This window comes from Pseudomonas fluorescens (genome assembly GCF_001307275.1).
GTDB lineage: Bacteria > Pseudomonadota > Gammaproteobacteria > Pseudomonadales > Pseudomonadaceae > Aquipseudomonas > Aquipseudomonas fluorescens_AA.
Map to the genome: position 1 here is coordinate 86,522 of NZ_CP012831.1, position 13,916 is coordinate 100,437.

The window sequence follows — 13,916 nt, forward strand, 5'->3', positions numbered from 1 at the left end:
CCGAGCGGGAGCAAGCTCCCTCGCCACAGAAGCTGTTCTCGCCATAAGTAACGCCTTGTGCTGCAATGTTTACAAGCCCGAAAAAACAAGAGGCCCCCCATGTCCGACCTCCTCTGGCAACCCAGCCCCGAACGCATCGCCCAGTCGCGCATGAACGCCTTTCGCCGGTTCGTCAACGCGCGGCATCACCTGCAACTGAACGACTACCCCACCCTGCACGCCTGGAGCATCGACCAGCGCGAGGCCTTCTGGCAGGCCATCGTCGACTTCTTCGAGATCCGCTTTCACCACGCTCCCGACGCGGTACTGGTGGAAGGTGCGCAAATGCCCAGCGCCCAGTGGTTCCCTGGCGCCACGCTGAACTTCGCCGAACACCTGCTGCGCCGCCGCGATGACGCCGTCGCGGTGGTGGCACTGGGCGAAAACGGCGGCCAGGAACAACTGACCTGGGCCGAACTCGCCGCCCATGTCGCCGGCCTGCAGAAAAGCCTGCAAGCCGCTGGCGTCACCCGGGGCGACCGGGTCGCCGCCTGCATGCCCAACACCTGGCAGACGTTGGTGGGCATGCTCGCCAGCACCAGCCTGGGCGCCATCTGGTCGTGCTCGTCACCGGACTTCGGCACCCAGGGCGTCATCGACCGGTTCGGCCAGATCGAGCCCAAGGTGCTGATCACCTGCGCCGGTTATCGCTACGCCGGCAAGGTCATCGACCAGCGGGCCAAGGTCAATGAAATCCTCGAACGGCTGCCGTCGCTGCAACAACTGATCGTGTTGCCTTATGCCCAGCCTGACGCCCGCCTCGAGGACTTCAAGACCCCGGCCGCGATCGCGTTGTGGAACGACTTTTATCAACGCGGTGGCGAACCGGCATTCGTCAGCGTTCCGTTCGACCACCCGCTGTACATCCTGTACTCCAGCGGCACCACCGGCGTGCCGAAGTGCATCGTCCACGGCACCGGTGGCGTGTTGCTGCAACACGTCAAGGAACATGGCCTGCACGTCGACCTCGGCCCCGAGGATCGGCTGTTCTACTACACGACCTGCGGCTGGATGATGTGGAACTGGCTGGTATCGGCCCTCGCCGTGGGTAGCGCGGTGGTGCTCTACGATGGCTCGCCGTTCCACCCCGGCCCCGAGCGCTTGCTGGACCTGATCGATCAGCAGCGCATCAGCGTCTTCGGCACCAGCCCCAAATTCCTCGCCGCCCTGGAAAGCGAAGGCCTCAAGCCCCGGCAGACGCACCGCTTGGACAGCCTGAAAACCCTCCTGTCCACCGGTTCGGCGCTGGCCCCCCATAGCTACGACTACGTGTACCGGGACGTCAAACCCGACGTCTGCCTCGCCTCGATGTCCGGCGGCACCGACATCGTCTCCTGCTTCGTCAACGGCAACCCACTGTCCCCGGTGCGCCGGGGCGAAATGCAGGGCAAGAGCCTGGGCATGGCCGTGCAGGTCTGGAACGAGGCCGGCAACCCGGTCATCGGGGAAAAAGGCGAGCTGGTGTGCACTCGGCATTTCCCGGCGATGCCCATTGGTTTATGGAACGACCCTCGGCAGGAAAAACTCCGCGCGTCCTACTTCGCCCAGTTCCCCGGGGTGTGGGCCCAAGGCGACTACGCCGAGGAACTGCCCCACGGTGGCCTGTTGATCCATGGGCGCTCCGACGCCGTGCTCAACCCTGGCGGCGTGCGCATCGGCACGGCAGAGATCTATCGGCAGGTGGAAAAGGTCGAGCAGGTGCTGGACAGCATTGCCATCGGCCAGCAATGGCAGGGCGATGTCCGGGTGGTGCTGTTCGTGCGCCTGCGCGATGGCGTGACGCTGGATCAAGCCCTGGAACAACGGATTCGCCAGGTCATCCGGACCCACACCACACCACGGCATGTGCCGGCGAAGATCCTCGCGGTCAGTGATATTCCGCGGACCATCAGCGGCAAGGTGGTGGAGTTGGCGGTGCGCAACGTGGTGCATGGCGAGGTGGTGAAGAACACCGATGCCTTGGCCAACCCCGAGGCGTTGGAGCAGTTTAGGGACCGGCCGGAGCTTGCGAGCTGACCGTGAGGGCCTCATCGCGAGCAAGCTCGCTCCCACAGTGGATCTCCGGTGACTGGCAGACCCCATGTGGGAACGAGTTCGCTCGCGATGAACGATAACCCGATCAATCCATAAGCCCCCACTCACCCGCTGCCGGATCGGCCGGTGGCGCCACCGCCCCCGACTCGGTATGCAGCTTCAAACGCAACCGCAGGTTGTTCGCCGAATCGGCATTTTTCAGCGCCTCCTCCTCGTCGATGGCGCCTTCGACCACCAGGTTGAACAAGGCCTGGTCAAAGGTTTGCATGCCCAGTTCCTCTGACTTTTCCATGATGCCCTTGAGCTCGCCAAGCTCGTTGCGCCGGATCAGGTCGGCCACCGTGGGCGAACCCAGCATGACTTCCACCGCCGCCCGCCGCTGGCCGGTACGGGTGCGCACCAGGCGTTGGGAAACGAACGCCTTGAGGTTGTTGCCCAGGTCGTTCAACAACTGCGGCCGGCGCTCTTCCGGAAAGAAATTGATCACCCGGTCCAGGGCCTGGTTGGCGTTATGGGCATGCAAGGTGGAAATCACCAAGTGCCCGGTGTCGGCAAACGACAGGGCATGCTCCATGGTTTCCCGATCGCGGATTTCGCCGATCAGCACCACGTCCGGCGCCTGGCGCAAAGTGTTTTTCAGGGCCGCATGAAAACTGCGGGTGTCGACACCGACTTCCCGTTGGTTGATGATGGATTTCTTGTGCCGATGGATATACTCCACCGGGTCCTCGATGGTGATGATGTGGCCGCTGCTGTTGCGATTGCGGTAATCGATCAGCGCCGCCAGGGAAGTCGACTTGCCCGAACCTGTCGCGCCGACGAACAGCATCAACCCCTGTTTCTGCATGATGCTGTCCAACAGCACCCGGGGCAGTTTCAGGTCTTCGAAGCGCGGGATGTCCAGCTTGACGTTGCGGATCACCATGGAGACGTCATTGCGCTGCTTGAAGACATTGACCCGGAACCGCCCGACGCCGGCCAGGGAGATCGCCAGGTTCATTTCCAGTTCCCGATCGAACTCAAGGCGCTGTTCGGCGTCCATCAAAGACTCGGCGAGCCGGGCAATGTCGCCGACCTTGAAGGCCTCGTTACCCAAGGGCTTGAGCACGCCCTCGAAACGCGCGCACGGCGGTGCCCCCGTAGACATGTAAAGATCGGAACCATTCTGGCTCGCCAGGATTCGCAACAACGGATCGATTTCCATGGACTGAAACTTCCGCGAGACATCAATGAAACAAGTTGAGCCGAACATGAAACCCTTCAGACCCGCCCGCACTTACTTTCCTCAAAGGATAGTAGACGCCGTGGTACAGACACGACAGCCAGGGATTGCGTGATGAACGCGACACCCGCCGGCAATGATGCCCAGCGCCTGGTCAGCCAGGTGGACTGGGCCCAGACCCCATTGGGCACTGCCCGAAACTGGCCCCAGAGTCTGCGCACCGCCGTGGACATCGTGCTCCATTCGCCGATGCCGATGGCCTTGCTGTGGGGCGCGCAGCTGACCCATCTCTACAACGACGCCTTCGGCCGACTGAGCGGTGACAAGCACCCCCGGGCGTTCGGCCAGCCGACCCATGCAGCATGGCCCGAACTCAAAGGGGCAACCCAAGGGATTTACCACCGCGTGTTGCAAGGCCAGACGCACACCTGCCGCGACCAGCACTGGCACGTGCCCTTCGCTGGTCGCCTCTGCGATGTCTGGCTGGATCTGACCTACAGCCCGGTGCATGACGAAAGCGGCAGCGTCGCCGGCATCCTGGTCACCGCCATCGAGACCAGCGAACGCCGCCGCCTGGCCATGGAATTCGAACGGCGCTCCGAGGCCAGCCTCAAGGCCCAGCACGAAAGCGAAGAGCGCCTGCAACTGGCCCTGGCCGCCGCCGACGCGCTGGGCACCTGGGATTGGGACATCAGCGAAGACCGCTTCATTGCCGACGCCCATTTCGCCCTGCTGCATGGCGTCGACCCGAACCTGTCGCGCCAGCTGCCCATCAGCGCCTACCTCGAAGGCGTGCATCCCGAAGACCGGGCGATGGTTGCCCGCAGCATCAAGCACTGCATTACCCATGGCACCGAATACGCCGAAGAGTACCGGCTGTTGCAGCCCAACGATGAATTACGCTGGGTGTACGTGCGCGGCCGTTGCTACAAGGACCGCCACGGCCGACCCAAGCGTTTTCTGGGCGCGGCCCTGGACCTGACCGAACGCAAGCGCACCGAGCAAGCCCTGCGCCAGAGCCAGACCGAGCTGCAGTTGATCATCAACGCCATGCCGATCCTCATCAGCTACGCGGACCGCGAAGAGCGCTTCCGGCTTAACAACAGCGCCTACCTGGACTGGTACGGCCTGACCCCGCAGGAGCTCTACGGCAAGACCATCCGCGAAGTGCTCGGCGAAGAGGCCTATGCCGCCCGCGCCCAACAGATCGCCGATGCCCTGGCCGGCAAGCCGTGCAGCTTCACCTTGCAGATGGACCATCGCGACGGTCGCCCGCGCCATGCACTGATCAACTACTTGCCTCGCCACGGGACGGACGGGGCGGTGAACGGTTTCTACATCTTCGTGATCGACGAGACCGAGAGCCGGAAAACCGAGGAAGCCCTGCGCAACCTCAACGAAACACTGGAGGAACGGGTCATCGCCCGGACCCGGCAACTGGCCGAAGCCAACCATCGCCTGCAAAGCGAGATGTTCGAACGCGAGCGCGCCGAAGAAGCCCTGCGCCATGCGCAGAAAATGGAGGCCGTGGGCCAACTCACCGGCGGCATTGCCCATGACTTCAACAACATGCTCACCGGCATCCTCGGCAGCCTCGACCTGATGCAACGCTACATCGCCGCCGGCCGCACCGCCGAGATCGGGCGCTTCACCGAAGCGGCGGTGTCCTCGGCCAACCGCGCCGCGGCCCTGACTCATCGGCTGCTGGCGTTTTCCCGCCGCCAGTCCCTGGACCGCAAGCCGCTGGACGCCAACGAGCTGGTGCGTTCGCTCGAAGACCTGCTGAGCCGGACCACCGGCGATCACATCGTGCTGCGGCTGCAACTGACCCCCGAGCTGTGGCCGGTCAGCACCGATGCCAGCCAGTTGGAAAACGCCCTGCTCAACCTGGTGATCAACGCCCGGGATGCCATGCCCGACGGCGGCGAATTGATCGTCGAAACCGCCAACGTCTATCTGGACGGCACTGACATCAATACCCTCGAACCGGTCAAGGTCGGCGACTACGTGATGATCGCGGTCAGCGACAACGGCAGCGGCATGACCCCCGCCGTGCTGGCCAAGGCCTTCGACCCGTTCTTCACCACCAAGCCCATCGGCCAGGGCACCGGCCTGGGCTTGTCGATGATCTACGGGTTTGCCCAACAGTCGGGTGGACACCTCAACCTGGACAGCGTGCCGGGCCAGGGCACACGGGTGCAGTTGTACCTGCCGCGCTTGCACGTTGCGCCGGCCCAACAACCCGCCACCGCGGAGACGGTCGACGTACCGCCGGCCATCGCCGGGGAAACCGTGTTGCTGGTGGAAGATGAACCGGCGGTGCGCATGCTGGTGCTCGACCTGTTGAAGACCTTGGGCTACACCGCCCTGGAAGCCCAGGACGCCATGACGGCCCTGCCCCTGCTGGAATCGGAGCAGCGCATCGACCTGCTGGTGACCGACGTCGGGCTGCCGGGCATGAATGGCCGGCAACTGGCGGAAATCGCCCGCCAGCACCGCCCAGGGCTGAAAGTGCTGTTCATGACCGGTTACGCGCAGAAAGCCGCCGAGCGCCAGGGGTTCCTCGACCAGGGCATGGACATGGTCGCCAAGCCCTTCACCCTCGATCTGCTGGCCAACAAGATTCGGACGATGATCAACCATGACAGCTGACTTGAGGCATAATCGCCGCCCCGTCGCACCGTTCAGGTCACCGCTGCAATGAAAGCCCAAGCCCGCCATATCCTGGTGAAAACCGCCGAAGAAGCCGAACAGCTCAAGCAACGCATCGCCAAGGGCGAAGCCTTCGATGTGCTGGCCAAGAAATACTCCACCTGCCCCTCGGGCAAACGCGGCGGCGACCTGGGCGAAGTGCGGCCGGGGCAGATGGTCGGTGCGATCGATGCGGTGATCTTCAAGAAGCCTTTGCGGGTGGTACATGGGCCGATCAAGAGCAAGTTCGGCTATCACCTGGTGCAGGTGTTCTACCGGGATTGAAACCGAGCCTGTGGGAGCGAGCTTGCTCGCGATGGCGACGACACAGTCAACATTTCTGCAAGCTGACCCAGCGCTATCGCGAGCAAGCTCGCTCCCACAGGTTTTGTGCCCACTTATTATTTTGGCATCAACGCCCCCGGCACCTGGATCACCCGGCTCGCCAACAGATGCCCCGACTCGGCCGCCTCCGCCGGAGTACCCCCCAGCAAGCGGCTCGCCAGGTACGCGGCACTGAATGAATCCCCCGCCGCCGTGGTGTCCACCACACGCTCGACCCGTTGGGCGGGAATCTCATAAGACTCGCCATCGCAACGAATCAGGCAGGCCTCGGCACCGCGCTTGAGCACCACCTCGGGCGTGCCGAGCTGCCCATAGGCGGCGAATACCGCGTCAGTGTCCGCATATCCGAACAGTGCCTGCTCGTCTTCCACCGTCAACAGCGCCAATTCCACGTAAGGCAGGACGCTGCGATACGCCGCCCGCGCCGCCTCGATCGAGGCCCAGAGTCTTGGCCGGTAATTATTGTCGAACACCACCTGGGCCCCGCGTCGACGGGCTTCGACCAGGGTTTCGATGAGCCTGGCGCGCCCCTGCTCACCGAGCACCGCCAGGGTCACGCCGCTGAAATACAGCACATCGTAATCCGGCAATGCCGCCAGGATCGGCGCGGCGGCCGGGGTGGTAAAACACTCGCGCACCGCCGCCTCGTTGCGCCAGTAGAGGAATCGCCGCTCGCCCGCCGCATCGGTCTGGATGCAATACAGACCCGGCAGGCGTCCAGGCAAGCGCTGGACCCGTTGCAGACCGATGTTTTCTTCGGCCCAGCACTCACACATGGCATCGCTGAAACTGTCGTCGCCCAAGGCGGTGACGTAATCCACCGCGCCTCTGTTGCCCAAGGCGCGGGACAGGTACACCGCAGTGTTCAGGGTATCGCCGCCGAAGCTTTGCAGCAGGCTGCCGTCGGCGCGTTGTTGCAGTTCGATCATGCATTCGCCGATCAGGGCGATGCGGGGTTTCTGGGTGGGATTGCTCATAGGTGATCCTGATATTTTGGTGGTGTCTGGAAGGTCGCTAATCGCGGGCAAGCCTTGCTCCCACAGGGGATCTTGGGCAAACACCAACTTTGTGTTCACAGTCGATCCGTGTGGGAGCAAGGCTTGCCCGCGATGGCCACAACCTGGTCCAACGACTAGAAGCAAGTCTCCATGCTCTCGACCACCCGCAACTGCTCATCCACCAGGCACCCCACCCGCCACTTGTCGAACGTCAGGCACGGGTGTGAAGTACCAAACGCAATGATGTCGCCCACACGCAGCTCAACCCCGGCCGCCACACTCATGAACGCATGCTGGTCCATCACCGCCGTCACCTTGCAACCGCTGACATCGTCACCCGGTACCGAATCCGATCCGGGCGTGTAGCGCTTGAGCGGCACCGGCAATCCGGCGTCGTAGGCCACGTCGCGCTTGCCCAGGGCGATCACCGCGAAGCCCGGCTCCGGCAGCGATTGCACATGAGCCCAGACTTCCAGGGCCGGACGCAGGCCTTCGTGCAGGTCGCTGCGGCGCTCCAGCACGCAGCACTGGGCTTCCTTGTAGATGCCATGGTCATGGGCCACGTAACTGCCGGGACGCAGCACGCTGAGGAAACGCCCGTGGGCATTCTGGGCTTCGAAGGATTCGGCGATCAGGTCGTACCAGGCCGAACCCGAGGCGGTGATGATCGGCTTGTCGATGGCAAAGGCATCGTCGTCCTGCAACTGCACCGCCAGCCGTACCAACGATGCCGCGAATGCGCGGATGCCACTGATGGCGTGGTCGCCATGGATCACCCCTTCGTAGCCTTCGATACCGGTCAACGCCAGCGCCGGTTGACTGCGAATCGCCTCGGCCAGGGCCAACACCTCGGCCTCGGTCCGGCAGCCGCACCGACCACCGACCACGCCGTACTCGATCATCACGTTCAGCTTCATACCGCGCGAGGCGAAGAACGCCCCCAGGTCCGCGACGTTGTCCGGATGATCGACCATGCAATGGAATTCGAACGCCGGGTCGGCCAGCAGATCGGCGATCAGCGCCATGTTTGGCGTGCCCACCAGTTGGTTGGCCATCAGCACTCGACGAACGCCGTGGGCGTAAGCGGCACGGGTCTGCACGGCGGTGGCGAGGGTCAGGCCCCAGGCACCGGCATCGAGCTGGCGTCGAAACAGCGCCGGGGTCATGCTGGTCTTGCCGTGGGGCGCCAGTTCGGCACCACTGTCGGTGACGAACGCTTGCATCCAGCGAATGTTGTGCTCCAGCGCCGCGCGGTGCAGCACCAACGCCGGCAGGCTGACGTCCTTGAGCAGATGAGCACCGACGGTGGCCGCACCCTTCTCTACGCCAGCATTGGGAATGACAGAAGACATGTTCGTACTCCTCGCACGCGGCCGCTCGCAGCCGCAGTTATCTATTCATTGATGCGCCGGGCCAGGTTGTTGGCGCTTTCGATCAGCACCCGGCGGTAGTCGGCGTAATTGTTCTTGGCGTCGGCCCGAGGGGCGACGATGCACAGGGTGGCGATGGCCACGCCGCCGGGGTCTTTGACCGGTGCGGCGAAGCAGTGGGTGAAGGTGTCGGCGACGCTGTCGAAAGAGAAGAACCCATCGAGGCCGGCCTGGCGGATTTCCCCGAGGAATTGCTCCAGGGGCAAGCGCTCGCCGTCCGGCAAAATGAAGTCGTCGGGGTCGATCAGGTCGACGATCTGTTGGTCGCTCAAATGCGCCAGCAACAGGCGCCCGGACGCCGTCCACGGGATTGGCGCGTTTTCACCGATGTCCGATGAAATGCGGAAATGCCGCTCGCCTTCCTTCATCAGCGCGACGGTGTATTTACGCCCGTTGAGCAGGCACATCTGCGCCGTTTCGCGGGTCTGGCGCACGATCTCCTGCAAGGCCTGGTCAGCCTCGCGGCTCAGGTCGAAATGCCGCAGGTGCGCCTGCCCGAGGAAATACAACTGGCGCCCCAGGTAGACGTGACCGTCCTTGCCCACCGGCTCGAGGATGCGGCGCTCCAGCAGCGACGCCACCAGTTCATAGACCGTGGACTTGGGGCTGCCGATGCCGCTGGCGATATCGTTCGGGCGCAGCGGCTGGCCGATTTCCTTGAGGAAATCGAGGATATCGAACGCCCGATCCAGTCCCCGGGCCCGGCGTTTGATGGTGTCTTCGGTCATGTCTCTGGTTCCTGAATTCAATCGTAGGTGCATGTTTTTCATTGTGACGAAAATGCTTTTGTGGCGAGGGAGCTTGCTCCCGCTCGGCTGCGCAGCAGTCGCTTGTCACTTATCGGGCCTGCTTCGCAGGCCAGCGGGAGCAAGCTCCCTCGCCACGATAGGCGTGCTCATCAAGATGAATCAAACAGGCCTTGAAGGACAGTCCTACACCGAATCAGGCCTTTTTCTTGTAGGCCACACAATCGATCTCGACCTTGCAATCGACCATCATGCTCGCCTGCACGCAGGCCCTGGCCGGGGCGTGTTCAGGACTGAAGTACTCGCCGAACACCTTGTTGAAACTCCAGAAATCCCGCGGGTCATCCAACCACACGCCGCAGCGCACCACGTCCTTGAGCTCATAACCGGCCTCTTCGAGAATGGCGACCAGGTTCTTCATGGTCTGGTGGGTCTGCTCGACGATCCCGCCGACAATGATCTCGCCATTCACCGCCGGTACCTGGCCGGACACATGCAGCCAGCCATCGGCCTCCACGGCGCGGGCGAATGGCCGTGGCTGGCCGCCGCCTGCGGAGCTGCCGGTGCCGTAGCGCGTAATGCTCATGGGTGTTTCTCCTTACTGAATAAAATTAAAAACGGGTGTTCTTGAGGAATTCCGCCAACCGCGGCGATTGCGGCCGCTCGAACAGTTCCTTCGGTGGACCCTGCTCTTCGATGCGCCCTTGGTTCATGAACACGATCTTGTCGGAGACCTCGAAGGCAAAGCGCATTTCGTGGGTCACCAGCAGCATGGTCATGCCGTCCTCGGCCAGGCCCTTGATCACGTTCAACACCTCGCCGACCAGCTCCGGGTCCAGGGCCGAAGTCACTTCGTCGAACAGCATCAGGCTGGGGTTCATGGCAATCGCCCGGGCAATCGCCACGCGCTGCTGCTGGCCACCGGACAACTGGCCGGGAAAGTGATCGCGCCGTTCCAGCAGACCGACCCGCTCCAGCCATTTCTCGGCCAGGGCCACCGCTTCGTCCTTGGGCAGTTTTTTCACTTTCAGCAAGCCCAGGGTGACGTTCTGCAACGCGGTCAGGTGGGGAAACAGGTTGAATTGCTGGAAGGCCATTCCGGTCATGGCACGGTGCCGGGCGATGAGCTTCTCGGGGTGGCGCACACGCTTGCCGTCGATGTCGTCATAGCCAATGGACTCGCCGTCGAGCACAATCTGCCCGCCCTGGAATTCTTCGAGCATGTTGACGCAGCGCAGCAGCGTGGTCTTGCCCGAACCGCTGGAGCCGATCAGCGTGACCACGTTGCCGCGCTGCATGCTCAGGTCCACGCCCTTGAGCACTTCCAGCGGGCCGTATTGTTTGCGCAGGCCGCGAATGTCCAACAGCGGTTGAGTGTTGGAAGGAGTCGAAATATCAGTCATGGCAAGGCCACCCGCTTTTCAATGTGTCGCCCGAGCAATTCGATGGCGTAATTGATGATGAAAAAGAGAAACCCGGCGAACAGGTAAAACTCCAGGGTCATGAAGGTCCGGGCGATGATCTGCTGGGTGCTGAGCAGCAGTTCGGCGACGCCGATCACCGACAACAGGGTCGAGGCCTTGACAATCTCGGTAGAGGAATTGACCCAGGTCGGCAGGATCTGCCGCAACGCCTGGGGCAACAGCACATAGCCCAGCGACTGGTAGAACGTCAGGCCGATGGCCTGGCTCGCTTCCATCTGCCCACGGGGCAGCGCCTGCAAGGCACCACGCACGATCTCGGCCACATGGGAGCCGCAGAACAGCGTCAGGCCCAGCACGCCGGCCTGGAATGCGCCGATCTGCCAGCCCAGGGCCGGGGCCATGTAGAAGCAGGCCAGCACCAGCACGAACACCGGCGTGCCGCGGATCAGGTCGACGTAAAAGCGAAACGGCGCGCGCATCCAGGTCCGGCCATAGGTCAGCACCAGGCCGGCGACCAGGCCGATCAGCGTGCCCAACACAATCGCCAACAGCGAACACTGCACACTGGTCAGGAAACCGGCCCACAGGGTGTCCCGGGCGACCCATAACTCATGCAACCAACTGGGTGATTCGTACATGGGAGACTCCTAACGGCGGATCGCCAGGCGCTGCTCGAAATACCGCAGCACCATGGCAATGAGGTAACAGGCCGCGACATACAGGGCCGTGGTCACCAGCCAGGTTTCGATCACCCGGTAGCTCTCCACGTTGATCTTGCGGGCGTAATAGGTCAGCTCCGGCACGGCGATCGCCGCCGCCAGGGAGGTGTCCTTGAACAGCGAAATGAAGTTGTTCGACAAGGCCGGCAACACGTTGCGCAGCATCACCGGCACGGTGACGTAGGCCTTCACCTGCCACTCGCCCAGGCCGATGGCCAGCCCCGCTTCCCGCTGCCCCTTGTGAATGCTCAACAGCCCGCCGCGGAACACTTCGGTCAGGTAGGCCCCGGCGTACAACGAGAGGGTGATGACGAACGACGGCAGCTTGTCCAGGCGGATGCCCAGGCTCGGCAAGGCGAAGTAGATCAACAGGATCAACACCAGGATCGGTGTATTGCGGATCACCGTGACATACACCGACGCCAGCACCCGCAGGACCCGATGTTTGCTGAGCAGCGCGAACGCCATGGCCAGGCCGATCACGCAACCGATGGCGATCGACACCAGCGCCAGGGAAAGCCCCAGGCCCAGTCCCGCCAGCAAGGTGTCGAAATCGCGCCAGACGGCGGCAAAGTTCAACTGATAATTCATGGTCGGCAGTACCTTCGACGAAGCGCCCGCAAGGGGCGCCCCGGGCTCACAGGGTCATTTGAATTCAACGGGGAAACCAATCGCCGGCGACGGCAGCTCGACGCCGAACCACTGCTTGAACGACGCCGCGTAGGTAGGGAATTCCACGCCGGTCATGGCTTCATGCAAGGTGGTGTTGACGAAGTTCAGCCAGTCCTGGTCGCCGCGCTTGACCGCACAGGCGTAGGTTTGCGGGCTCCAGGCATAGGCCGGGCTGCGGTAGCGCCCAGGGTTCTGCACCATCAGGTACTTGACCGAGGACTGGTCGGTGGCGGCAGCATCGGCGCGTCCGGAGTTCACCGCCTGGTACATCAAATCGACGCTGTCGTACTGGTCGACCTTGGCCTTGGGCAGCGCCTGGTGCACCAATTCTTCGGCGTAGACGTTCTGCAGCACCGCCACGGTGACGTCATCGCCCGCGGCCTTGAGGTCTTCGATTTCCTTGTACTTGCTGTTGGCCGGCAGCAGCAGGCCGACGCCTTCGCGGTAGTACGGCAGGGTGAACGCCACTTGCTGGGCGCGACTGGCAGTGACGGTGATGAACTGGCAGCTCATGTCGACCTTGTCGGTCAGCAGGTTGGGAATCCGCGCATCGGACGACTGCACCACGAACTCGACCTTCTCCGGGTCATTGAACAGGCCCTTGGCAACCATGCGCGCGATATCGATATCAAAGCCCTGCAACTTGCCATCCGCTCCCTGGAAGTGCCACGGCGCATTGGTACTGCCCGTGCCCACGATCAATTTCCCCCGCTGCAGCACGCTGTCCAGCTTGCTGTCGGCCGCCTGGGCGACACCCATGGCAGCCGTCGTGGCCGCGAAGAGAAAAACACACGCTTTGAACAAGGAAGGTCGGCGTTGCATGGCAAGCACTCCAGAATGAGTTTATTCCGCTATACCGGAACATGGTATGTAACAACGGAATAGACAGCAGAAAGTGTGCCACAGGCTTGGAGCGCATGGGTGAGAAAAATGGAAAGTCAGGGAAATCAGGGAGATGGGAAAAACAGAGGCAATGGATGGGGGCTTGGAACCGTGCCGAGATTGCTACCGTTGGCCACGGCGAGCGGGTAACAAGGCCCCATGCCGGGTACTCGGCGCACCTGGCGCACTGAAACGGAGCCACCTGGAGTTATAAATGGATACCCGTGGGAGCGAGCTTGCTCGCGATAGCGGTGTATCAGTCAATGTTGATGTTGACTGACCTGACGCTATCGCGAGCAAGCTCGCTCCCACTGTTCGGCGGTGTGCCTGGTCTATTTGCGCTTGTAGCTCTTGCTGCCGCCAGGTGTGAGGCAATAGACCCCGCCCCGGGGGCCGACGCAGTAATTGCCACTGCCGCATTGGCAACCGTCGGCGGACTTGAGCAGCGACTGCGGGCGCGCCTCGTTCCGAAGCCCCAGCACAGCGGAACAGGACTTCTTCGAAGCACTGATGGAGCCGTCGTTGCAGAGGAAGGTATCGCCGTCACATCCGGCAATACCGCCCTTGCGCCCGGAACACGGTTGATTGGCAGCAAAGGTCGAAGTGCCCAGGGCCAACAACAGGATCGCGACACAGGTGCGAAGTAAAGCGGACGTTCCGTGATAGCGTTTCATGACAGCTTCCTGGCTGATAGATGGCCCTATGCTAGCACCT

Annotated in this window: 13 protein-coding genes; 3 read left to right on the forward strand and 10 right to left on the reverse strand. The window is 62.8% G+C overall.

Annotated features, from left to right (window positions below; translation table 11 throughout):
• Positions 1-99: 99 nt before the first annotated feature.
• On the forward strand, positions 100-2,055 hold the full coding sequence (locus AO356_RS00425; protein WP_060738101.1) for an acetoacetate--CoA ligase: 1,956 nt from the start codon (positions 100-102) through the stop codon (positions 2,053-2,055).
• 103 nt (positions 2,056-2,158) lie between these two features.
• Here AO356_RS00425 and AO356_RS00430 read toward each other — a convergent pair whose 3' ends face one another.
• The gene (locus tag AO356_RS00430; protein WP_060738102.1) at positions 2,159-3,277 is read right to left on the reverse strand and encodes a PilT/PilU family type 4a pilus ATPase; all 1,119 of its coding nucleotides are present in this window, start codon (positions 3,275-3,277) and stop codon (positions 2,159-2,161) included.
• Positions 3,278-3,409: 132 nt separating this feature from the next.
• Between AO356_RS00430 and AO356_RS00435 the strand changes: the two genes are divergently transcribed.
• Positions 3,410-5,947: a hybrid sensor histidine kinase/response regulator gene (locus AO356_RS00435; protein ID WP_060738103.1), complete on the forward strand. Its 2,538-nt coding sequence runs from the start codon at positions 3,410-3,412 to the stop codon at positions 5,945-5,947.
• A gap of 48 nt (positions 5,948-5,995) precedes the next feature.
• Positions 5,996-6,271, forward strand: a complete 276-nt coding sequence (locus tag AO356_RS00440; protein WP_019690952.1) for a peptidylprolyl isomerase — start codon at positions 5,996-5,998, stop codon at positions 6,269-6,271.
• Between the two features lie 116 nt (positions 6,272-6,387).
• Here AO356_RS00440 and AO356_RS00445 read toward each other — a convergent pair whose 3' ends face one another.
• The 9 genes from AO356_RS00445 to AO356_RS00485 form a co-directional block, all read right to left on the reverse strand.
• Positions 6,388-7,308, reverse strand: coding sequence for a sugar kinase (locus AO356_RS00445; RefSeq protein WP_060738104.1), 921 nt, complete (start codon positions 7,306-7,308; stop codon positions 6,388-6,390).
• Between the two features lie 155 nt (positions 7,309-7,463).
• Positions 7,464-8,681: an amino acid deaminase gene (locus tag AO356_RS00450; protein WP_060738105.1), complete on the reverse strand. Its 1,218-nt coding sequence runs from the start codon at positions 8,679-8,681 to the stop codon at positions 7,464-7,466.
• A 41-nt stretch (positions 8,682-8,722) separates the two neighbouring features.
• Entirely contained in the window at positions 8,723-9,487 is a 765-nt protein-coding gene (locus tag AO356_RS00455; RefSeq protein WP_060738106.1) for an IclR family transcriptional regulator, read from the reverse strand.
• 214 nt (positions 9,488-9,701) lie between these two features.
• The gene (locus AO356_RS00460; RefSeq protein ID WP_060738107.1) at positions 9,702-10,091 is read right to left on the reverse strand and encodes a RidA family protein; all 390 of its coding nucleotides are present in this window, start codon (positions 10,089-10,091) and stop codon (positions 9,702-9,704) included.
• Positions 10,092-10,116: 25 nt separating this feature from the next.
• Positions 10,117-10,908: an amino acid ABC transporter ATP-binding protein gene (locus tag AO356_RS00465; protein WP_060738108.1), complete on the reverse strand. Its 792-nt coding sequence runs from the start codon at positions 10,906-10,908 to the stop codon at positions 10,117-10,119.
• Positions 10,905-11,567 (reverse strand): amino acid ABC transporter permease, encoded by a 663-nt coding sequence (locus AO356_RS00470; protein WP_028236639.1) that lies wholly within the window; start codon positions 11,565-11,567, stop codon positions 10,905-10,907. Before AO356_RS00470 ends, AO356_RS00465 begins: the two co-directional genes overlap by 4 nt.
• Before the next feature lie 9 nt (positions 11,568-11,576).
• Positions 11,577-12,239 carry an amino acid ABC transporter permease gene (locus tag AO356_RS00475; RefSeq protein ID WP_018608019.1) on the reverse strand — a complete coding sequence of 221 codons (663 nt, stop codon included), beginning with the start codon at positions 12,237-12,239 and terminating at the stop codon, positions 11,577-11,579.
• Positions 12,240-12,293: 54 nt separating this feature from the next.
• Positions 12,294-13,142: a transporter substrate-binding domain-containing protein gene (locus tag AO356_RS00480; protein WP_060738109.1), complete on the reverse strand. Its 849-nt coding sequence runs from the start codon at positions 13,140-13,142 to the stop codon at positions 12,294-12,296.
• Positions 13,143-13,534: 392 nt separating this feature from the next.
• On the reverse strand, positions 13,535-13,876 hold the full coding sequence (locus AO356_RS00485) for a hypothetical protein (RefSeq protein WP_060738110.1): 342 nt from the start codon (positions 13,874-13,876) through the stop codon (positions 13,535-13,537).
• Positions 13,877-13,916 lie beyond the last annotated feature (40 nt).

Bases quoted from the DNA above. Each gene is read 5' to 3' on its own strand.
- AO356_RS00425 (WP_060738101.1), top strand. From the start codon at position 100: ATGTCCGACCTCCTCTGGCAACCCAGCCCCGAACGCATCGCCCAGTCG.
- AO356_RS00430 (WP_060738102.1), bottom strand. From the start codon at position 3,277: ATGGAAATCGATCCGTTGTTGCGAATCCTGGCGAGCCAGAATGGTTCC.
- AO356_RS00435 (WP_060738103.1), top strand. From the start codon at position 3,410: ATGAACGCGACACCCGCCGGCAATGATGCCCAGCGCCTGGTCAGCCAG.
- AO356_RS00440 (WP_019690952.1), top strand. From the start codon at position 5,996: ATGAAAGCCCAAGCCCGCCATATCCTGGTGAAAACCGCCGAAGAAGCC.
- AO356_RS00445 (WP_060738104.1), bottom strand. From the start codon at position 7,308: ATGAGCAATCCCACCCAGAAACCCCGCATCGCCCTGATCGGCGAATGC.
- AO356_RS00450 (WP_060738105.1), bottom strand. From the start codon at position 8,681: ATGTCTTCTGTCATTCCCAATGCTGGCGTAGAGAAGGGTGCGGCCACC.
- AO356_RS00455 (WP_060738106.1), bottom strand. From the start codon at position 9,487: ATGACCGAAGACACCATCAAACGCCGGGCCCGGGGACTGGATCGGGCG.
- AO356_RS00460 (WP_060738107.1), bottom strand. From the start codon at position 10,091: ATGAGCATTACGCGCTACGGCACCGGCAGCTCCGCAGGCGGCGGCCAG.
- AO356_RS00465 (WP_060738108.1), bottom strand. From the start codon at position 10,908: ATGACTGATATTTCGACTCCTTCCAACACTCAACCGCTGTTGGACATT.
- AO356_RS00470 (WP_028236639.1), bottom strand. From the start codon at position 11,567: ATGTACGAATCACCCAGTTGGTTGCATGAGTTATGGGTCGCCCGGGAC.
- AO356_RS00475 (WP_018608019.1), bottom strand. From the start codon at position 12,239: ATGAATTATCAGTTGAACTTTGCCGCCGTCTGGCGCGATTTCGACACC.
- AO356_RS00480 (WP_060738109.1), bottom strand. From the start codon at position 13,142: ATGCAACGCCGACCTTCCTTGTTCAAAGCGTGTGTTTTTCTCTTCGCG.
- AO356_RS00485 (WP_060738110.1), bottom strand. From the start codon at position 13,876: ATGAAACGCTATCACGGAACGTCCGCTTTACTTCGCACCTGTGTCGCG.